Source organism: Micromonospora sp. CPCC 206060, from assembly GCF_036906895.1.
Classification (GTDB): Bacteria; Actinomycetota; Actinomycetes; order Mycobacteriales; family Micromonosporaceae; genus Micromonospora.
This window is the reverse complement of the sequence record NZ_JBAKHU010000012.1, coordinates 97887-118729: the sequence shown is the minus strand read 5'-3', so window position 1 is coordinate 118729 and position 20843 is coordinate 97887. Positions and strand designations below refer to the sequence as shown.

The 20843-nt window shown below is 70.8% G+C and carries 19 protein-coding genes and 2 pseudogenes; 7 read left to right on the top strand and 14 right to left on the bottom strand.

The features are described from left to right. The 7 genes and pseudogenes from V6U90_RS11760 to V6U90_RS11730 all read right to left on the bottom strand — a co-directional run. Positions 1-194: pseudogene (locus V6U90_RS11760) on the bottom strand (IS5/IS1182 family transposase); the annotation flags it as partial. A gap of 562 nt (positions 195-756) precedes the next feature. Further along, on the bottom strand, positions 757-1992 hold the full coding sequence (locus V6U90_RS11755) for a hypothetical protein (RefSeq protein WP_334434443.1): 1236 nt from the start codon (positions 1990-1992) through the stop codon (positions 757-759). A gap of 167 nt (positions 1993-2159) precedes the next feature. Continuing rightward, on the bottom strand, positions 2160-3128 hold the full coding sequence (locus V6U90_RS11750) for a hypothetical protein (protein ID WP_334434441.1): 969 nt from the start codon (positions 3126-3128) through the stop codon (positions 2160-2162). Positions 3129-3241: 113 nt separating this feature from the next. Continuing rightward, a complete protein-coding gene (locus V6U90_RS11745) occupies positions 3242-3769 on the bottom strand; it encodes a hypothetical protein (protein WP_334434439.1) in 528 nt (175 codons plus the stop codon). Between the two features lie 174 nt (positions 3770-3943). Continuing rightward, on the bottom strand, positions 3944-4948 hold the full coding sequence (locus tag V6U90_RS11740; protein ID WP_334434437.1) for a glycine betaine ABC transporter substrate-binding protein: 1005 nt from the start codon (positions 4946-4948) through the stop codon (positions 3944-3946). Between the two features lie 311 nt (positions 4949-5259). Then, the gene (locus V6U90_RS11735) at positions 5260-6018 is read right to left on the bottom strand and encodes an ABC transporter permease (protein WP_334434435.1); all 759 of its coding nucleotides are present in this window, start codon (positions 6016-6018) and stop codon (positions 5260-5262) included. Next, a complete protein-coding gene (locus V6U90_RS11730; RefSeq protein ID WP_334434433.1) occupies positions 5991-6680 on the bottom strand; it encodes an ABC transporter permease in 690 nt (229 codons plus the stop codon). The genes V6U90_RS11735 and V6U90_RS11730 overlap by 28 nt, the downstream gene beginning before the upstream one ends. Positions 6681-6784: 104 nt before the next feature. On the opposite strand from V6U90_RS11730, the gene V6U90_RS11725 reads away from it, so the two are divergent. Further along, a complete protein-coding gene (locus tag V6U90_RS11725; protein WP_334434466.1) occupies positions 6785-7729 on the top strand; it encodes an ABC transporter ATP-binding protein in 945 nt (314 codons plus the stop codon). 61 nt (positions 7730-7790) lie between these two features. On the opposite strand, the gene V6U90_RS11720 is transcribed toward V6U90_RS11725, so the two are convergent. The 7 genes and pseudogenes from V6U90_RS11720 to folP all read right to left on the bottom strand — a co-directional run bounded on the left by V6U90_RS11720 (position 7791) and on the right by folP (position 12555). Further along, entirely contained in the window at positions 7791-8282 is a 492-nt protein-coding gene (locus V6U90_RS11720; protein ID WP_334434431.1) for a hypothetical protein, read from the bottom strand. 60 nt (positions 8283-8342) lie between these two features. Beyond that, positions 8343-8657: a hypothetical protein gene (locus tag V6U90_RS11715; protein ID WP_334434429.1), complete on the bottom strand. Its 315-nt coding sequence runs from the start codon at positions 8655-8657 to the stop codon at positions 8343-8345. 104 nt (positions 8658-8761) lie between these two features. Further along, complete coding sequence (locus V6U90_RS11710) at positions 8762-10051, bottom strand: ABC transporter permease (protein ID WP_334434427.1); 1290 nt, start codon at positions 10049-10051, stop codon at positions 8762-8764. Between the two features lie 140 nt (positions 10052-10191). After that, positions 10192-10713 (bottom strand): DUF3180 domain-containing protein, encoded by a 522-nt coding sequence (locus V6U90_RS11705; RefSeq protein WP_334434425.1) that lies wholly within the window; start codon positions 10711-10713, stop codon positions 10192-10194. Then, positions 10710-11237 carry a 2-amino-4-hydroxy-6-hydroxymethyldihydropteridine diphosphokinase gene (gene folK, locus V6U90_RS11700; protein ID WP_334434423.1) on the bottom strand — a complete coding sequence of 176 codons (528 nt, stop codon included), beginning with the start codon at positions 11235-11237 and terminating at the stop codon, positions 10710-10712. The genes V6U90_RS11705 and folK overlap by 4 nt, the downstream gene beginning before the upstream one ends. 68 nt (positions 11238-11305) lie before the next feature. Beyond that, positions 11306-11662: pseudogene (gene folB, locus V6U90_RS11695) on the bottom strand (dihydroneopterin aldolase); the annotation flags it as partial. Beyond that, a complete protein-coding gene (gene folP, locus V6U90_RS11690; protein WP_334434421.1) occupies positions 11659-12555 on the bottom strand; it encodes a dihydropteroate synthase in 897 nt (298 codons plus the stop codon). The pseudogene folB and the gene folP, both read right to left, overlap by 4 nt. A gap of 385 nt (positions 12556-12940) precedes the next feature. Between folP and V6U90_RS11685 the strand changes: the two genes are divergently transcribed. From V6U90_RS11685 to V6U90_RS11660, 6 genes are all read left to right on the top strand, one after another. After that, positions 12941-13249: a hypothetical protein gene (locus tag V6U90_RS11685; RefSeq protein ID WP_334434419.1), complete on the top strand. Its 309-nt coding sequence runs from the start codon at positions 12941-12943 to the stop codon at positions 13247-13249. Between the two features lie 12 nt (positions 13250-13261). Then, positions 13262-13624 (top strand): hypothetical protein, encoded by a 363-nt coding sequence (locus V6U90_RS11680; protein ID WP_334434417.1) that lies wholly within the window; start codon positions 13262-13264, stop codon positions 13622-13624. A gap of 145 nt (positions 13625-13769) precedes the next feature. Further along, on the top strand, positions 13770-17186 hold the full coding sequence (locus tag V6U90_RS11675; protein WP_334434415.1) for an ATP-binding protein: 3417 nt from the start codon (positions 13770-13772) through the stop codon (positions 17184-17186). A 2-nt stretch (positions 17187-17188) separates the two neighbouring features. Then, positions 17189-19129: an MFS transporter gene (locus V6U90_RS11670; protein ID WP_334434413.1), complete on the top strand. Its 1941-nt coding sequence runs from the start codon at positions 17189-17191 to the stop codon at positions 19127-19129. A 2-nt stretch (positions 19130-19131) separates the two neighbouring features. Then, positions 19132-19680: a hypothetical protein gene (locus V6U90_RS11665; protein ID WP_334434411.1), complete on the top strand. Its 549-nt coding sequence runs from the start codon at positions 19132-19134 to the stop codon at positions 19678-19680. Between the two features lie 8 nt (positions 19681-19688). Continuing rightward, positions 19689-20828: a peptidoglycan DD-metalloendopeptidase family protein gene (locus V6U90_RS11660; protein WP_334434464.1), complete on the top strand. Its 1140-nt coding sequence runs from the start codon at positions 19689-19691 to the stop codon at positions 20826-20828. Positions 20829-20843: the final 15 nt, after the last annotated feature.

The following is a 20843-nucleotide window of genomic DNA, read 5'->3' as shown; positions in this document are numbered from 1 at the left end:
TTATCGCGGGCGAGTTGCCGCATCCGGGTGCCGTCGAGGAACCAGCGCAGGACCAGGATTGCCTGGTCGCGGCAGGTCAACGCGCGGGTGCCGGATCGGGTGCCGCGGCGGGCTCGTTCAGCAGTGAGCAGCCCGGTCAGCACGTCCACGGTGTGTTCGCGTACCGGCAGCACAGCGGTGTATGTGACACTCATCGTCGGCGCAGGATCCTTATGAAGTTGACTGTGAGAGGCCACCTTCTTATCGGGGTCCTGCGCTCTTTCTACGTAGCGCGGCTCATCGGGCGCGTCTCGGACCTACCGGACACCCAAGCGGCTACAGCCAGCAACCAGACCGTTGCGCGGAATGGCTCACTGTCGATATAGTCGGCGAATCTGCCGTATAAGCTGCGAAAATGGCTCGAAACCCGGTGATACCCGTGTCACTGGGGCCGGACGTTCTCCCAGGTCAGCGACGAGCGCGAAGCATCCGCCTCAAGCAACGCCCGCATGTTGCCGCCGAGCATCGTAGCCGAGCGCGTCCGCCGTGGACTCCGGCCATCGGCCGAATGCCCCGCATCGGAGTGCGGGTACGCTCACTCTTTGCTGGCGCCTCCTCCCAGCTCAAGGCCCCAGATGCGCCGACTATATCGACGCGAAGCTGCGGAACGCAGGGGTATCTCCATGCCTGAATGCCTGGCAATGGCTGTCGACACGTAGGTAGCGGGAACGGGCGGCCGACATCCCTTGGCATGCCGGCCGCCGCTTTGGAGCTGGGTCAGGAGTTGGTCCAGCAAGTCTTGTTGCTGCCGCTGTTGTTTACCAGCCAGGTGGTGAGGTAGGTGAGGGCGGAGATGACGCCGACGCGCTGTTCGCGGCCGTAGTAGTTGTTCTCGGTGAGGGAGCCGTAGGTGTGGCCGTCGGTGTGGCGGGCCTGTAGCGCGATCTGCCGGTCGTTGTGCAGCTTCTCCCAGGTCGACGCGGGGGTGGACACGGTGGAGTCCAGGCCGAAGAGGGACACGAGCTGGTCGAACCCGCCGAAGTACATCGGGAACTCGGTGCCCCAGTCGTTGCCCTCCGGGTAGTAGACCTTGTACGAGCCCGGCGTGTAGATGGTCTTCGTGCCGCCGCCGCTGGCGGGGAACTGCTTGTCAACGAGCGCGGAGTACATGAGCGCGACGTTGCGCTTGGCGGCGTTGGGCGCACAGGTGCCCGCCAAGCCGTTGGCGGCCGCCTCGTAGAGGCCCTGGTCGACGATCATGTAGAGCGGGTGCAGGAAGCCGTGGTTCTCCAGGGTTCCGTCGTTGGCGATGTTGTGACCCTGCAGCCAGGTGGAGAGCGTGATGCCGTTGACGGTGGAGCGGTCCCTGAGGTCGGCGGGCTTCGCGGTCGCCGACACCGCGAGCTGCTTGTAGCGGGTGCTCCACGCCGCGGCGTCCGGGTGGGTGGGCATCATAGACAGGGCCAGGCCCAGCAGCGCGGCGCTCCAGTTGTTCTCCTCGGTCTTACTGTCCCCCGGGGTCACCGCGGTCCCGTCGCGACGGATCTCGTACAACTGGTTGCCGCTGGTCCCGATCAGGTACACGTCGTTGCCGGTGGTGAACCGGTTGGCCTCGTCAACGAGCATGTTCACAACCTTGTCCCGGTCGGTCGTGGACAGCTTGTCCCACATCAGCCACGCCGCGAACCCGTCGTAGTATGCCCACAGGGCGGTCTGCCACCCGTGACCCCACCGCGTCGAGGTGTTGGTGTTGTTCGACATGTGCCGGGCCGCGATCGTCTTGATCAGGTTCATCAGGCGGATGGTGGCGTTGCTCTCGGAGAGGTTCCTCGGGTCGTACACCCCCAGCTTCAACGCCGTCGCCACGGTCACCGCGGTCATGCCGGGCAGCCGTACTGCCGGCTCGTTCGTGCCGCCCAGGTTCAGGTAGCCGTCGGGCTCGTAGTAGGTGTACTTCGACGCGTACGCCGGACCGATCAGGTACCGCGACTCGTTAGCGAGGATCGACTTCAACCGCGCTCCCGCCGCGTCCGAACCCGTGTAGGACCCGAACCCGGCCCAATTGATCGCCTTGACGTAGTCAACGGGGGCGGTCGAAGCCGGAGCGCAAGACAGCAGCGCCGCGGCCACGGCGACTGTCAGAACCGCCGCGAGACTCCGCAGGCGTGGAATTAGTATCATCAGGGCTCCTTCCGGGCCGGGCTCCGACCATCGGAGCCACGGCAATTGCTTGACCAGGAACAACTGGGCTGTAGGCCTTTGATAACGAAGCGTTCGATACTTGGGTCGGTACGGGGCCGATGTCGTCGACAGCGGCGAGGAAACGGCACCCCGTGCTGCGCAGCCTGCGCCCGGATCGACTGCGCGTGCCCCTGGCAGGCGGGCAGGTACGCGTCGGGGGTGAGTAGCACCCGGTACGGGGCGGCGAGTCCGCACATCGCGCCCCGGCTCACCACGTAGAACGGGCAGTCGCCGAGCCGGTCGGGGCTGAGGTAGTCACGCTGCCCGATCGCGGCCAGGACGCGGGCGGTGTCGGGGCCGACCGTGTGAGGGCTGCCGGTGGGCGCCGCAACCGGGGCCGCCAGGGGCGCGGGGGTGGGCCGGGGTGCCGGCGGGGCCGGGGCGGTCCGGGCGGCCGGCGGGGCTGCCGACCGGGTGAGGTTGGAAACCAGGGCGGCCAGGGTGGACAGCGCGGGCGCGTAGCTGGCGGCCGGGGCCGCGGTGGCCGGGGGTCGACGGACGCGGGCGGGGCGGGGTACTCGGGCCGGACGGGCGGGCCGGACGGGCGGGCCGGACGGGCGGGCCGGACGGGCGGGCCGGTCGGCGCTCAGCTCGGCGGCCTGGCGGCGGATTGCGGCGGGCGACTCGACCACTCGGGCGGACAGCGGAACCCACACCGACCGGCCGCACTGGCTACAGGGCACCGCACTCTGCGGGGGCCGGCGGGTGGCCCAGGTGTGACCGCAGTGCCGGCAGGTGACCTCCCGGTGTGGACGCTGCGCCAGGGGTACGGCGGCGGTGGGGTCGGCGGGTACGTAGTGCTGCACCCCGCACTGTCGACAGGTGGCCGACCGCCCGATGGCGAGGGTGTGCCACTGGTAACCGCAGTCGGGGCAGCGGGTTGGTTTCGTCGGTCTGCGTTGTGCCATTCCCGGATTATCCGCCCCCGCATCTATAGGTGCGGGATTGGTGCGGGCGATTCCGGTACCGGGTGCAGCCATGGACGTGCCCAAGGGCACCGCGCAGTACCGCCGCAACCGGCTCACCGCCGCCGAGCCGTCCCACTGGAGGCGCTGGGCAACCGGCACCCTCCCCGGCTACGCCCCCGCCGACTGGTTGCCGTCGGTACCGGCTCGAAGCCGGCCGATGGCCCGAGTTCGAACCCGGCCGGTGGCCCCGCCCCGAACCCGGCCGGCGCTACGCCACGCGGCCCCGGTGCGGCTTCCCGGCCCGCCGGCATCCCGGCCCGACCGGCGGCCCGTGGCCCGGCCTGGACCGGCATCGTCGCGAGCCCGCTGCGGAGTTCGCGCCGCAACGCCTCGATCTCGTCGAGGAGCCGGTCCTCGACCCCCGAATCGGGCAGCCCGCTGTCGCGGCGGAGGGCGATCGACAGCCCGATCAGCACCACCGAGGTCAGGCCGAGCACTGCGGCGATCCGCAGCGGCGCGTTGGTGTCCGCGACGAGCAGGATGATCGCGGCCAGCGGAGCCAGCCCGACACCCACCCAGAAGAACGCGGCCAGCAGGGAGGGAGCGGCGTTGTCGTCGTCGGTGCTCCGCCGGACTGGCATGGAGGTGCAGCCTACCGAGAGTTCGGGCGGACCGGAATGCCGAACGGCGCCCGGCCCACCACCATCGGTGGTGGGCCGGGCGCCGTGAGTGCAGCGACAAGCCGAGACGGGCCGATGGGGTAGGTGCCGCACGGCACCGTCCGGCCCGGCAGGGGCGATGGTTCCGCTACGGCGTCAGCTTGCCGCGAGCGCCGCGTCGGAGGAGAAGACCAGGCCGACGCTGGCGGCACCGGTCTTCAGCGCGTTCTTGGTCTGCGGACCACCGGCGTCCAGTGAGCTGAACGAGCCGGCCTTGAAGTCGTACACCTCGATCAGCCCGGCCTGGCACTTCGGCCGCTGCGGGCACTCCGGCGGGCCGGCGAGCACGGTGGCCGCGCCGGAGCACTTCTTGGCCAGGTCGGTCAGGGTGGCCACGGCGTACCTGTCGGCGAATGCCTGGGTCACCGCAAAGGCGTTCTGGGTCTGGGCGGCCGCCGGGGTACCGAAGACGACGCCGTTCTTCTCGCCCAGGGTCTTCAGAGCAGTCATGGTGGTGTTCAGCTCGGGGCTGGAGACCGGGGTGGCGTTCGGCCCGTTGGCCTTGGTGTTGTAGTACTCCGCCATCGTCGCGGCGTACTCCGGGATCACCTGGATCTCGCCGGACTGGAGCGCCGGGGCGTAGAGCTCCCGGTTACCGATCTGCTGCACCTTGACCTGGTATCCGGCGGCGGTCGCCACGATCCGGTACAGCTCGGCGAGGGTTTGGCTCTCGCTGAAGTTGCCGGCACCGATCACGATCGCCCCGCCCGGCCCCTTGGCGATGCCCGAGGTCAGGTTGTTGGTGGCGGCGAACTCCTCCGCAGCCACCTTCGGGGTCTTACGGTCGACGTCCACCGACTTGTTGAGCTGGATGAGTTTGGTCATGTCGAGGGCACCGGAGACCTTGTCCAGTGCGGCGATCAGCTCCGGCTTGGCCACCTTCGCGTTGATCGCCGGGAGGATGTTGTCGGTGTTCTGGAGTTTCCGGTCGTCCATCAGAACCACCAGCTTGTCCCCGGCGATCGGGGCGCAACCAGCGCCCGCCGCCGCGGACTGCGGTGCCTCGGTACCCGAGGAGCCGGCATCCCCGCAGCCGGTCAGGAGACCGGCCGCGGCCAGGGCGCCGACAGCGCCGACAGCCAGACGTGTACGTGCGCGCATGTCGCCCGCCTTCCGTGTCCCGGCGCGGCCCGAGGGGCCGGCCGCGTGTCCGACGGGCGAACCTTCGTCTTGATCGCCCGCAGCTTCCACGAAACATCCTCGCAGCCGATGGCGCCAACCCGGAGCGGGTTGTTGTCACCAGATCGTCATAACGCGTGCACCGGGCCATCACGGTCGGTGTCGGACCCGCCCCTGTCGATCATGGACTTATGGTGACCCTTTAGGGGCTATTAATCCCCTTTGTCGCCCACACAACTCCATGATCGGCGCCGAAGTGGCCAGCGGGCGGGGCCCTTCAGGTACCTGCCCCCTCACGCCCCGGCGGTGGCGTCCGCAGCCCGGCGGGCGGCGCGGTGCCGTACCCGGCGGAGCGGGCGCGGGGTGACCACCCGTTCGACCCCGGCGAGCAGCAGTTCCACACCGATCGCCAGCAGTGCCACCAGCAGACCACCGGCGAGGATCTGGCCCCCACCGGCGGCGATGTCCAGCCCGAAGCCGGCCCGGATGATCTGGCCGAGCCCGCCGCCGTTGACGAACGAGGCGAGCGCGGCGGTCGCCACGACCTGCACGGCGGCGGTCCGGAACCCGGCGGCCAGGTACGGCACGGCGAGCGGCAGCTCGACCCGACGGAGAAGCCGTCCACCGGACAGCCCCATCCCCCGGGCCGCGTCCCGGACCTCCGGATCCACCTGACGGACCCCGGTGTACGCGTTGGCCAGCAGCGGCGGTACCGCGAAGACCGCCAACGCGATGATCACCGGCGGCCGACCGAAACCCAGGAAGGTCAGCGGCAGGATGGTCAGCAGGGCCAGGGTCGGGATGGCGAGCGTGACGTTGGAGATCAGCACGACCAGTCCACCGCCCCGGCCCCGGTGCCCCAGCCAGAGCCCGATCGGCCAGGCGACCAGGCAGCCCAGCGCGACGGCGGCGGCCGAGATGGTCAGGTGCTCCCCGAGCCGGTCCAGGATGCCGCCCGGATTCGTCCAGTTCAGCGGGTCGTTGAGCCAGACCACGGCCTGCTCGACCGGGTTCGAGCGGGCGCTCACCGGGCGCCCCGGCGGGCCAGCCACGGGGTCAGCAGCCGGCCCGTCCCGGCCAGCAGGAGATCGAGTACGAGCGCCAGTCCGACACAGAGCAGCGTGCCGGTGAGGATCTCCGCCTTGTAAAAGTTGTTCTGGAAGCCGGCGAAGATGAGCTGGCCGAGCCCGCCGTGGCCGACCAGCACCCCGACCGTCACGAGCGCCACTGTGGACACGGTGGCGAGCCGGATGCCGGTGAGGATGCCGGGCAGGGCGAGCGGCAGTTCGATCCGGAGGAGCCGGCCGAGCCGGCCGTAGCCCATGCCCTCGGCCGCCTCGCGTACCTCCGGCGGGACCTGGTGGAAGCCGGCGAGCGCGTTCCGGACGATCAGCAGCAGGGCGTAGAGCACCAGCGCGATCAGCACCGTGGTGGCCCCGACCCCGAAGTACGGTGCGATGAAGGCGAACAGCGCCAGGGACGGAACCGTGTACAGCACCCCGGAGAGTGCGAGAATCGGCCCGGTGAGCGACCGGAACCAGTACCCGGCGACGGCGAGCGGCACCGCGACCAGCGCGGCGATCAGCACCGCCCGTCCGGTCAGCAAGGCGTGCTCCCGGAGCGCGGCGAGGATGGTGTCGGAATTGTCCCGCACATACTGCCAGGAGAACCACGGGTTCGCCGGGTCTTCCCGGTAGCCGAGGCGGAAGGACATACGTGGACGTTACCCCGGAGAGCAACCCGGGTGCCGCCGGTGGCGGTGCGGCGCCGGCCACCCGACCCGGTCCGGCGCCGGCCGGCGGGCCCGGTGCCTCGGCGATCACCCTTGACCACATCCGGAAGCAGTACCCGGACGGTACGGTCGCCGTACGGGACCTGAGCCTGGAGATCGGCGCGGGCGAACTGGTCGTGCTGATCGGCCCGTCGGGCTGCGGCAAGTCGACCGTGCTCCGCATGATCAACCGGCTGATCGAGCCCACGGAGGGCCGGATCCGGTTGGGCGACGAGGACGTCACCCGGGTCGATCCGGTCCGGTTGCGCCGCCGGATCGGCTACGTGATCCAGAACGTGGGGCTCTTCCCCCACCAGACGGTACGCGCCAACGTCGGCACCGTACCGAAGCTGCTGGGCTGGCCGAAGCAGCGGATCACCGCGCGCGCCGACGAACTGCTCGACCTGGTCGGCCTGGATCCGGCGCAGTTCGGGCGCCGCTACCCGCACGAGTTGTCCGGCGGGCAGCGGCAACGGGTGGGGGTGGCCCGGGCGTTGGCCGCCGACCCGGTGGTGCTGCTGATGGACGAGCCGTTCTCCGCAGTGGACCCGATCGCCCGGGGCCGGTTGCAGGAGGAGTTCCTGCGCCTGCAGGCCGAGGTACGCAAGACGATCGTCCTGGTCACCCACGACCTGGACGAGGCGGTACGGCTCGGTGACCGGATCGCGGTGCTCTCCCAGGGTGGCCGGTTGGAGCAGTACGACACCCCGGCCGCCCTGCTCGGCGCCCCGGCCACACCGTTCGTCCGGGAGTTCGTCGGCGCCGACCGGGGGATCAGGCGGCTCGCGGTCACCGCGATCACCCGCGCCGCGGTGACCCCCCTGACCGGCGCGGACGGCCTGCCCACGGTCGATCTCGGCGCGTCGGCGTACGACGCACTCGCGGTGATGCTGACCGCCGGGGTGGACCGGGCGGTGGTCACCGAGGACGGCCGGCCGGTGGGGATGCTGGACCGGGACCGGCTGCTCGGCAGCGGCGGCCCGGCGGCCTGAGCGGGTCGGGCCACCGGGGTGGCACCCGGCGGATCAGCACAGCACCGGCCCGACCGACGGGTCAGCGGCGACCGCGCCAGGCGCCGAGGGTGGCGATGCCGATGATCCAGCCCACGAAGAGGCCGTACGTCGCTCCGGAACCGGCGGCCTGGAACGCACCGAGCAGCGACGGGTTCGTCCGGAACAGGGTGGCGAGGAGGGCGGCGAACGCCCCGGCGAAGATGTACGACGCCCAGCCGGCGAAGAACTGGCTGAGCGTCCCCCGGGCCCGCGCGAGCTGGGATCCGGGCAGTAGGAACAGGAAGAGCGCGGTCAGGACGACCACCAGGATCGCCCGGAGGTCGGCGGCGAAGACGTCCTGCACGGAGTCGTCGGAGTCGAACCGCCAGGCGGGCCAGGTCAGCAGCCGGAGGAACCAGCCACCGGCCGTGTTCGGGTCGGTGTTGTGCGCAGCCCAGTCGGCGTACCACGGGCTGCCGAAGACGAGAACCAGGACGAACGCGGCGACCGTGCCCGTCCCGGTCGCGGATCTGTATCGGTTGGTGAGAGCCATGCTGCGCTCACTTTCCAACCGCTTCCGGTCAGCAAACCTGCGGGTACGGTATGCGCCCTTTTACCGGTGGTGCGCCATCAGATAGTCGATGAACGCGGCCCGCAGCAGCGGTGCGGACTCCTCGTAACCGTGACCGGTGAACTCCCGCCACAGGGCCACCGCCTCGTCGATGGTCGGGCCGACCGAGTTCGGCGAGCCGTCCAGCGAGGCAGCCTCGTCGGCGTCCGGCAGGTGCCGCAGCACATCCCAGAAGAACCCGACGTCACGTCGCTCACGGGCCAGGGCGAACGCCCGTTCCCGCAGATCCTCGGTGGAGAGCGCGTCCAGTTCGGCGAAGGTGGGGCCGCCCGCGCCCGGACGTGGTGTTTCGGTCATGGGCCGAGCCTAACCGCAGAGATCGGTACAGGCGCGCCGGGCCGCTGCGCGTCCACCGGTCCCGGCCGGGCTTCCGGTCGGGCGGCGACACCGCACCGGCGTGCTCACCGGTCCGGGCCGTCCCACCGCCCGGGCTCGGTGTCCCAGCGCTCGATGCCCCACGGGTCGGGCCGGCGCTCCGCCGGCTGTTCCGGCAGGACCGGGGTCCAGGTGTTGGCGGGGGCCGCCGGGGGCAGACTCCAGTCGGTACTCGCCCGCCCGTCGGTCCATCGGGCGGTCCGCTCGCCGGCCGACCGGGGCCGGCCGAACGACTCGACCAGGCGGGTCGCCAGCAGGCCGACCGCGAGCGCCGCGCCCGCGACCAGGTACCGGCTGACCTCCCAGTCGCGTTCCGCCGCGTACCGGACCGCGAGGGTGACCAGGACGACCGCCAGCAGGGTGCCGGTCACCCCGCCGCGACGGCCGAAGGCGCTGGTCCCGCCGAGCAGCGAGGCACCGAACGCGAGTAGGGTCAGGTCGAAGCCGGGGGTCGGCGTCACCGGCCCCGACCCGTTCGCGGCGAGCAGCATCCCGCCGAACATCGCGAACACGGTCGAGACGACCAGGGCGAGCGTGGTCAGGACCGCCGCGACCAGGCCCCGCCGCCGCGCCGGGTCACCGACCGGACGGAACCGCCCGACCGACCGGCGCACCGCCTTGATCGTGCCGAAGAATCCGCCGAGTACCGCCACCGCCGCGAACCCGGCGACGAGGTAGAGCGCGCTACCGGCCGGGTCGTAGTCGCTCTGCAGCAGCACCGGGCCCGGCCGGCGCTCGATGTAGACCACGACCCCGGCGGCAGCGGCGAGGCTGGCCGCCCAGGCCGGTACGTGCAGGCCGACCACCACCACGGCGAGGGCCAGGCCGCCGACCGCGGCGACCAGCGACGACCAGCCGACCACCTCCGACAACCCCCGGTCGGCCTGCTCGGCGAAGTGCAGGGCGGAGGCGACCGCGATCGGCCCGACGGCCAGGTTGGGCGCGGCGGTCCGCAGGCTGAGGCCGGCGGCGAGGGTGAGCAGCCCGAGGGCCACCATCGCGACGAGCAGGGTACGCAGTTCCAGGCCCCGGAACAGGGCCGGCCGTTCCCGGTACAGCCCGACGGCCAGGACGGCGGTGGCAATCAGGAGCAGGATCTCCCAGACCAGGTGCACCGCAATCCGGTCCCGGCCCGGTTCGCCGTGTGCCGGGTCGTCGAAGACGTCATCGAGTACGGCTGCGGGGACCAGCCCCGGATCGGGTACCGCCGCCGTGGTCCGCTGGTCCCGCCCCTCCGTAGCCGTGTGACGCCCGGTCTGCCGGCCGGACTCCGGCGGTGTACCGCGACGCTGGCGCTCCGCTTCGTCGTACCCCATGACGCGCGCCTTTCGATGGTCGTCCAGCGGCCCTGCGGGCCCACGCGGCGGACAACCATGCATCGGACCCGATCGCTGGCACCGTACCCGCGTCCGGCGCGCCCGTCACCCCTCGTGATCAAACCGTTGGCAGCCGGCGGTCACCCCGCGCGGTCGGGTTCCTCACGGTCCTCGTCGGGCCGCTTCGGCACCCGGCAGGAGCGTTCCAGCCAGAGCGCCGCCGCGACCAGCGCGAGCGAGGCGAGCAGGCCGGCACCGGCCGCCGGCAGGTCCTCCGAGGCGGCCCGGGTGCGCTCGATGAACAGCCACGCGGTCACACCGGCGTAGAAACCGGCGAAGATCGAGCCGGCCAGGGAGGACGCCTTGGCCAGCACCACGAACCGGGCGACGACCAGCGGGTCGACCGGGTCACGGCCGGGCTTGCGCTCGATCCGGGCCCGGGTGGTGACCGCGGCGTACGCCTCCAGCACGGCGAGACCCGTCACCGTCACCGGCGGCAACCAGGGCAGGGGCGGGATGTCCCGGTAGAAGCTGCTGATCAGCAACCAGGCGAGCGCCGCAGCCGCGAGCGCCGCCACGACCAGCGTGGCCGGCCGCGTCGGACCCATGCTGGGACGCTGCGGCGCCGGCCCGCGTGGTGGACGGGACTGCGGTCGGGTCATACATCCGACTCTAACGTCAGATCGGGGCACGGACGGAGATCCAGGGCGTCGGCGGCCACCGGTTCGGCGTTGAGCAGGTCGGTCAGCCAGCCATGCCCGGGCAGCCGCCCGTACGGCTGGATGTCGATCCACGGACGCAGCACGAACGCCCGCAGGTGGGCCCGGGGGTGCGGCAGGGTGAGTTCCGGATCGTCGCTGAGCAGCGGCTCGCCATCGTCGGTCCAGACCGCGATCACGTCCACGTCCAGGGTGCGCGGGCCGAACCGGCGGTGCGGGTCACGGGACCGGCCGGCAGCCGCCTCCGCCGCCCGCGCCCGGTCCAGCCAGTCCCGGGTACCGGCCGTCGGATCCCCGACCAGCAGGACGGCGTTGAGGTACGGCGGCTGGTCGGAGTCCCCCCACGGCGGCGTCTCGTACACGCCGGAGGCGACCAGGGTGCTGCCCCGGAACGAGCCGGCCGCGGACCGGAGGTGTCCGATCCGGTCACCGAGGTTGCTGCCGAGGGCGAGCACCGCCCGGGTCACGACCGCCCCTCCCGGTTCCCCGGGCTCCCGGCGACTGGTTCCGCCGTCCCGGTCCCGGCCTGCTTCCGGGTCCGGGTCATGGTGACCGCCACGTTGCCGAAGTCGTGCGGGATGGGGGCCTGGGGCTTGTGCACGGTCACCGTGGCGCGGTCCACCCTCGCGTCGGCGAGGCAGACCGTGAGCAGCCGGTCGGCGAGCGTCTCGATCAGGTTGACCGGTTCACCGGTCAGTACGGCCACCAGTTGACCGGCGAGTTCGCCGTAGTGGACCGTGTCGGTGACATCGTCCGAGCGGGCCGCCGGGCCGAGGTCGAGTTCCAGGACGACGTCGACGACGAAGTCCTGTCCCTGGGCCCGCTCGAAGTCGTACACCCCGTGCCGGCCGTGCGCACGCAGGCCGGTCAAGGTGATCCGGTCGGCTGTCATCGTGTCCCTCCGGTCGTCCGCTCGTGGTCGCCCACCGCCGGCGGCGGGGGTGCGACGGCCAGTCGGGGGCGGCCACTCGCCTGCCAGACGGCCAGCGCGTCGACAGTGGCCCGGACGTCGTGCACGCGTACCCCCCAGGCTCCGGCGGCGATCGCGAGGACGCTGGTGGCGACGGTCGCCGCCGCCCGCCCGTCGGGGGGTCGCGGGGTGCCGTCCGGGTCGGCGAGCAGCCGACCGAGGTACGACTTCCGGCTCGCCCCGAACAGCAACGGGTAGCCGAGCGCCAGCAGTTCCGGCAGCCGCGCGGTGAGCCGCCAGTTGTCGTCGGCGTTCTTGGCGAACCCGAGCCCCGGATCGATGATGATCCGGTCCGCGGCCACCCCACCGGCGAGCGCGGCGTCGATGCGCTGGCCGAGTTCGGCGCGTACGTCGGCCACCACGTCCCGGTAGTCGGCGAGTTCCTGCATCCGGCGGGAGTGTCCCCGCCAGTGCATGAGCACCCAGGGGCAGCCGGCGTCGGCGACCACCCGGGCCATGTCGGGATCGGCCAGCCCGCCGGAGACGTCGTTGACCACGGCGACCCCGGCGGCCAGTGCCGCCGCCGCCACACCGGCCCGGGTGGTGTCGATGCTCATCGGCACGCCGGCGTCGGCGAGTGCCCGGATCACCGGCAGTACCCGCGCCGCCTCGGTCTCCGCGTCGACCCGGTCGGCACCCGGGCGGGTGGACTCGCCACCGATGTCCACCAGGTGCGCCCCGGCCCTGTGCAGCGCGACACCGTGCGTCACGGCGGCGTCCAGGCCGGCGTACCGGCCGCCGTCGGAGAACGAGTCGGGCGTGACGTTGAGGACGCCCATCACGACCGGAAAGTCCGCCCGCACCAGATCAGTCACCGCTAGACGGTACCCAGCCCACCGGCGGGCCGGTCCGGACGGTCCGGCAACTTCCGGCTGATCAGTTCCAGCCAGGCCTGCGCCGTGCAACACCAGCGCTGACGAGGGATTTGGAACAGGTGTACGATCGGTCTTTCGCCCCGGATCGGGCACGGTCTTCGCGGCTTGTTCCAAAGGAGGGCGCCCCGTACGCTTTGGAATTGCCCAGCAGAGAGACGGCGAAGCTTGGAAGGAGGGCCAAAGCGGGAAGAATCCCCCAAAAATCGTCACCTCCAGTGACGCGAATGGAACTCGCCGTCAACGACGTGGCGACTTCCGGATCCCGCCAGGCTCACCAAACTGCACCGCCGCGGCCCCGCCAGCCGCGCCTTGGGGAGGTAATCCAGTGATCGCCATAGAGCTCGTGGAGACGGTGCGGGCGACCGCCGCCAGCACCCTGCACGCGCTGGCGCCGCTCGCCGAGCCGGCACCGAAGGGCATCGACACCGAGGGTGTCGTCACCTTCTTTGCCAGCAAGATCGCGCCCATCCTGCTCGCCGTACTCGGCGTCATCTTCATCGGCCGGGCCAGCCGCGGCGAGATCTCCAAGGTGCTGACCAGCTCCGCCATCGCGATCGTCGGGCTGGCCTTCATCGCCGGCGCGGCGACACTGTTCTTCATCGGTGACTACCTGATCGACCTGATCTTCGAATAGGCCGGGTACGAGATGCGGCTACGCACCGACGACGACATCTACCGGGCGCGCCTGGTCTACCTCGGGCCGCCGGGATACACGCTGCCCGTCCATCTCCCATACGCCCAGTACGGCCTGTTCATGCTGCTGGTCCCGCTCTACATGTTCATCCACTGGCTGTTCACGTTCACCGTCGAGCTCTTCCCGGCCTGGGAGATCGCCCTGGCGATCGTGACCACGTCGTTCGTGTTCCGGCACGTCGACCCGGACCGGCCGGCCCGGGTGGTCATCCGGACCGCCCTCACCGACTGGCGGCGGACCCGCGAGCCCGCCGTCGAGCAACGCGACCCACGGCTGATCGCCACCCGGATCCGGGTCCGGGAGGAATTGGTATGACCACGACGACGGCCAGCCCGACGGCACCCGCCGCCGGGACCGGACCGGTACGGCACCGACGGTGGCACCCAGCGGAATCCAGGCGGGAGTCGAGCATGTGGCGTTGTCCCGGGGAAACCCCCACTAGGCCCGGCGAGGCGATGGCATGACCCACTCCCCACCGCCGGGTTCCCCGTACCCGGCCGAACGTCCGGCTGACCGCCGTGGTCACGGTACACGTTCGCACGACTACAAAGACGTCGAGGGTGATGAGGAAACCGCCCTGGTCACCAGCCCGGCGCACGGCCGGGTGGGGGTGTTCCAGGCGCCACAACCGTTACGCGGGCGCACCCCGGCCACCAGCGGCACCGCGCAACCGGCCAGCCGGAGCGGTCCGCCCGACCACGCCGACATCGACTCGCCGTTCCTCGACCTCTTCTCCGGTGGCCGCGCACGCCCGCGTGGGTCGGCAGCGGCCCGGACCCCCGCCCCCCTGCCGGCCGCACCCCCACCGGTCGGGCCGCCCGGCCGGCAGGCGGGCCGCCCGGCCGACACCGTCCCGGCGCACCGGGAGGAACGCCACCCGGCCGTCCCGCACCAGCACCGTGGGGGCGCCCACCCGACGGCACCGGAGCGCACCCCGGTCACCCGGTCCCGCCAGCCGGTGACCGACCGGGTCCCGTACCCGGCACCAGCGACCGAGCCGGCACCGGTCATCACCCCGCCCCCGCCACCCCGGCAGCCCACGCCACCGGCGCCCGTGCCGCCCGCCGACACCACCTTCGACGAGCCCGGGCCGTACCCGGTGGCCGCCGTGCCCCCACCACCCGTGGTGCCCGCCGACGAGACGCCGTCGGCACGAGCCCCCCGGCCCCGGCCCGCACCCGAGGCCGGCCCGCCGCCGGCGCCGCCCGAGGCAGCGCCACCCCAGGCAGCGCCACCGACCAGGGAACCAGCGCCGACCGCGAAGCAACGGCGGAAGTCCGCGCCGGTGAAGCCGACCCGGGTACGGGCACCCAAGATCAAGTTCGGTGACCGCGACCCGGCCATCGAGCTCGCCATCACCGAGATCGCCGGGCACCTCACCTTCACCCCGAACACGGTCACCGCCTGGTACTGGCTCCCAGAGGTGCGTTGGGCGTTCCGCCCGGACGCCGAACGGGAGGCCCTGCTCGCCGCCATCTCCGAGCAGTACGCCGGTCTCGCCGGTTTCCGGCTGCACCTGCGCCGGACCACCCGGCCCTTCCCGGCCGACGAGTGGGCCCGCACCATCGACGCGCACACCCCGCACCCCCTGCCCGAGGTGCCGGGTACCCCCACCTGGTCCGACCACCTGGTCGCCGCCCAGCGGCACCTGCTCTCGGTGAACCACGCCGAAGGGCAGACCTACCTCGGGGTCACCTTCGCGCGCCGCTCGCTGGGCGACTCCTTCACCGAGCGGCTGCTGCGCACCTTCGGCCGGGGCGTCGCCGAGGGGGAACGGCGCAAACTGGGCCGTACCGTCGAACAGTTCGACGAGGTACTCGGGGCCTTCGGTATGCGCGGCCGGCAGGTCACCCCGCAGGAACTGGAGTGGCTGCTCTACCGCTCCGTCGCGCTCTGCATGGCGCCGCCCGGCACCCTCTCCCCGGTCACCAACGGCCACTGGGAGCGGGGAGACCTGCTCGCCCTCACCGAGCAGGTGGAGCGGTACCGGACCCCGTACGGGTCGACGGTCAAGCTGGTCAACCGGATGACCGGCGAGGAACGGCACGTCGCCGTACTCGCCGTGGGTCGGATGGAGCCGCTGGAGATCCCGGAACGGCACGAGCCGTGGTTACACTTCCACGAGCGACTGCCCTGGCCGATGGAGCTCTCCACCCGGGTCGACATCCTCGGCTCCGGTGACTCCTTCCGCAACCTCGAACACCGGCTCCGGATGATCCGTTCTCAGCAGCTCGACTACGCCGAGCACGGCATCGACGCCCCACCGGAACTGGAACGACTGGCCAAGCGGGCGCTGGTGATCGGTGACGAGATGACCACCGGCCTGCCGGTGGACTCCGCCCGTGCGCACGGCTGGCACCGCATCGCGGTCGGCGGTCGTACTCGCGAGGAGTGCCTGGAACGGGCCCGCCGGCTGATCCAGCTCTACTCCCGGGAACTGCGGATCTCGCTCCAGCACCCGAAGAACCAGGACTGGCTGGCCCGCGAGTTCATCCCCGGCGAACCGATCGCCAACACCGGCTACATCCGCCGGATGCCGGTCAACCTGCTCGCGGCGGCACTGCCGCAGGCCGCCTCCACCGTCGGCGACCGGCGCGGCGACCTGATCGGCCGGACCGCCGGCACGTGCCGCCGGCCCGTCTTCCTCGACCTGCACTTCCCGATGGAGGTACGGGAACGCTCCGGGCTCGCGGTCTTCGTGGCCGAGCCGGGTGGTGGCAAGTCCACCCTGCTCGGTGCGCTCGGCTACCTGGCCGCCCGGCGGGGCGTACAGGTCACCCTGCTCGACCCCTCCGGTCCACTCGCCCGGCTCTGCGCGATGCCCGAACTGCGCCCGTACTCCCGGGTGCTCAACCTGACCGGCTCGGAGCACGGCACCCTGGCGCCGTACTCGCTCATCCCGACACCACTGCGCAGCGAGTTCCCCGCCGGGGCCGCCGGCGACCGGGAGTTCGAGATCGCCATCTCCAACGCCCGGGCCGAACGTCGGATGCTCGTGCAGGACATCTGCATGATGCTGGTGCCACCCCAGGTGGCCCGCGAGGCGTCGACCGCCACCCTGTTCCGGCACGCCGTACGCCAGGTGCCGGCCGAGGAGACCTCCACGCTCGACGACGTGGTCACCTGCCTCAGCCAACTCGACGACGACGCCGGACGGGAACTGGCCAACCTGCTCCTCGACACGGCGGAGATGCCGCTGGCGCTGCTCTTCTTCGGCCGACCGCCGGAGGGGCTGCTCGGCGCCGACGCCGCCCTCACCGTGATCACCATGGCCGGCCTCCGACTGCCCGACCTCAAGATCGAGCGCGAGTACTGGTCGGCGGAGGAGGCGCTGGCCCTGCCGATGCTGCACACCGCCCACCGGCTCGCGGTACGGCGCTGCTACGGCGGCTCAATGTCGTCCCGCAAGATGGTCGGTCTGGACGAGGCGCACTTCATGGAGGGCTGGCGCTCCGGCCGGTCGTTCCTGGTCCGGCTGGCCCGGGACTCCCGGAAGTGGAACCTCGCCGCCCTGGTCGCCTCCCAGAACCCGCGCGACATCCTCGGGCTCGACGTGCAGAACCTCGTCTCCACCGTCTTCGTCGGCCGGATCGCCGAGGACGCCGAGATCGCCACCGAGGCGCTACGTCTGCTCCGCGTCCCCGTCAACGACGGGTACGAGGCCACCCTCGCCTCGCTGTCGAGCGTGGACGCCTCATCCGCCTCCCGGCTGGGCTTCCGCGAGTTCGTCATGCGCGACGTCGACGGGCGCGTGCAGAAGGTACGGGTCGATGTTTCGTACGTCGACGGGCTGCTCGAACACCTGGACACCACCCCCACCACCGTGGCGGCGGCCGCCGCCAACCTGCCGTCCATCGTGTCGGACCTGGAGGCGTGAAAATGGCGCGGGCCGGAGCACGCATCGCCTCGTTGATCCTCGCCATCGCCGTACTTGCGGTGATGACGATCGCCTGGCCGGTGGTCGCCCCGGCCGCCGCCGCTCCACCACCCGCCCAGGCCCTCAGCAACCTCTGCACCACTGAGCAGTGGCAGGCTGATTTCCGGGCCTGCGTGGACAAAATCCAAAAAATCAGCGAGGACACGGTTGAGTGCCGTAACGCCCCGGTCCCGGACACACCTGATTCGGGTCTGGCCGGCTGGTTCGCCGCCCGTCCTGAGTCATCGAAGCTATCCGGCCCTAAGGGGCTATACAGCGACTACGGATACGCCGGATACAGCTACAACACCTACGACATCGACGAGGGCTGCGCCTCTGCGGTCCTCCATCCGGACTACCGTTTCACCACCATGGTGGCGAACGGCGAGTTCATGTTCGCCACCTCGGTGATCGGGGCATCGAACGCGCTCCGGGAGCGGGCCTGGGACCCCGGATCGATGTGGAGCTGGGCCGACCCCCTGGTGGAGCAGGCCACCAAGGCCATCTACCAGAAGGTGTTCAGCGTCTTCGGCATCATCACGCTCTGTGTGGTGGGCCTCTACCTGCTCTGGCGGTCACGCCAGTCGGACATGAGCAACGCGATCACCACTGCCGGGTGGGCCCTACTGGTGATGGTGGCCGTCACCGCACTCGCAGCCTGGCCGGTCAAGTCGGCAAACATCGCTGACAGCACATTGGTGACCACGCTCGGCGTGGTCCACGACGCGGTCGGTCCAGCTGCACGTGACACACCCCCTGAAGAATGTGTCTTGCCCAGCAAGGACGCTTGCGTCGATAAGCGGCCCCCAGCCGTCCGGGCCAGTGACACCGCAGCCGAATCGATGCTCTACCGCAACTGGCTGCGGGGCGTGCTCGGCTCCGCAGACAGCGAGACAGCCAAGAAGTACGGGCAGGCGCTCTACGATGCCAAGTCCCTGTCCTGGGAGGAGGCTGAAAAGCTCCGCGCCAACCCGGAACTCCGAGACTCAACCATCAAAGCAAAACAGCAGCAATGGGCCAAAGTCGCCGATCTCATCAAGACCGAGGATCCGGAGGCGTACGAGTACCTCAAAGGTGTTCGTGACATGGACCGGATCGGGGCCGGCTTTATCGCGGCCCTGGCCGCAGTGCTCTTCGCGATGTTCGACCTGACCGCCTCGCTGCTGGTACTCCTCGGTTTCCTGATCTTCCGGTGGGCGGTGATCGCTGCGCCGATCCTCGGCACTGTCGGTTTGATGCGTCCGGCGAGCGCCGGTCTGCGTCGCCTGGCCAACGCGGTGGTTTCGGCCATCTTCAACATCGCGATCTTCGGTACCGGAGCGGCGATCTACCTCTTCGCCGTGGACCTGGTGATGAGCACACCCACCCTGCCGGGCTGGCTACAGGTGGTGCTGGTCTGGCTCTGCGGCGTGGTCGGCTGGTTGCTGCTCCGTCCCTACCGTCGGATCACCCAACTCGGTGGCAAGGAGAGCAGCGAATCGGCGGGTTCCTCCTGGCATCGCCGGTTCTTCCGCGACATGCGGGCCGCCTCACGACTCGATGCCAGCGAGCCGGAACAGGTCGAGACGAAATCCGGACGGCGCCGGGCCGTGCAGGCGGAGCAGACCAACCTGCGTCCGGAGGCCCGCCTCGAAGATCCGGCGCATTCTGCGACACCCCGTGCCGAGAGTCCGGCACCACGCTCCGACGGCCGCGAAGGCGCCGACGAGCAGGTGAGCCCGGGTGAACGCCCGGAGAGCCGGGGTGGACCCGGCGCACCACCCCGCCAGCGCCGGCGGGAACCGGCCGCCTGGGCCGAGCCCGACGTGCCCGAGGAGAGTCCCTCCTTCGTGATCTACCGGCCCGACTCTGCGGAGCGCGCTCCGGCAAAGCCGGCTCCCCGGGTGCGGTCCGAGGCGAGGTAGTAATGCGGGCTGCGGTGGAATTCCTCGTGACCCGGGTTCTCCGGTCCCGGCTGGGTGTCGCCCTGGGGATAGCCGTGGTGGTGCTCGGCATCATCGGAGCGGCGCGGCTCGTCTCAGGGACCGCTGATCCCGACGCCGGACTGGGTAACCGACCCAGCCGACCGATCACAACGGTGGATCCGACGACCGGTGACGACGGTCTGATCGCGACAGGTCCACCGCCCTCGCCGTCCACGAGGCCAGGCGCTGCCACCCCGGAGCAGATGGCGCAGCGGTTTACCACCGCATGGCTCGGTCGTACCGGTACCACACCCGACCAGTGGCGGGCCGCGCTACGGCCGCTGTCGACCGCCACACTCAATGAGGAACTGGCGGAGTCCGATCCGGCGACGGTTCCTGCGGAGCGGACGGCGGGAGAGCCGGACCTCGTACCCCGGACCGCGTCGTTCGTCGAGGTGACGATCCCGCTGGACAACGGGCGACTGAGGCTTGAGTTGGTCGCACCGGACGGATCCTGGTTGGTGGACGCGGTGGACTGGGAGCAGCCATGAGTGATCCGATGAAGGGTTCTACCGGCCCGCGCCGTCCGGTCCGGGTGGCGGCTCTCGCCACCGCGCTCACCGGCGCGCTGCTACTACTCTGCTGCACGGGTGGGGCAGGGGCCTTCCTGCTGACCGAGTTGGGTGGCGACACCGACGATCCGGTGACCAACTCCCTGGAAGGGTGTGGTCGCGGCGGCGTGATCGATGTCCGCGGGAAGATGCCCCGGATCGATGGTTACGGCGACAGCCAAATCCGCAACGCGGCGATCATCATCAAGGTCGGGACGGACATGAAGGTCCCGCCCCGTGGCTGGGTCATCGCCGTCGCCACGGCGATGCAGGAATCGCGGCTGAGTAACCTGGGCCACCTTGGATCACGGAACGACCACGATTCACTCGGCCTGTTTCAGCAGCGATCAAGCCAGGGCTGGGGCACACCTGCCCAGCTACAGGATCCCGCGTACGCTGCGCGAAAGTTCTACGAAAAGCTGGTCACCGTCAAGAACTGGCAGCAGATGAGCCTGACCCGGGCCGCCCAGCGGGTCCAACGGAGCGCCTTCCCAGACGCCTATGCGAAGCACGAACCGCTGGCCACGAAGATTGTGGATGCACTGGCCGACGGCGCTGCGCAGACGGTGGAGATCGGGAATCGTCGGGCCTGCCAGGCCGCCACGCGGGGCGACATTGCGGCGTCGGGCTGGACGGCGCCGATCCCCGGCGGCGTTGGTTCGGGATTCCGCACCGCCGAACGGCCGGCCCACAACGGCGTCGATATCGCCGCCCCGAAGGGCACTCTCATCCGGGCCGCCACCACCGGTCGCGTGATCGTCTCCCGCTGCGACCCGGACAGCCGGGGTCGGGAGAGCTGCAACGTCGACGGGTATCCGGGCAAGGGTGGCTGCGGTTGGTTCGTGGACATCCTGCACGCCAACGACTACATCACCCGCTACTGCCACATGATCCGTAAACCGCAGGTGGTCGTGGGGCAGACCGTCCAAGCCGGACAGGTTATCGGCGAGGTTGGCAGCAGCGGCAACTCGTCTGGCCCCCACCTGCACTTCGAGGTGCATGTCAGCGCGGACCGGAGCAGCCGTGGCGCAGTCGATCCGGTACCCTTCATGCGCTCCCGGGGTGCTCCACTCAACGGAGCTCCATGACCTATCTGGCACAGG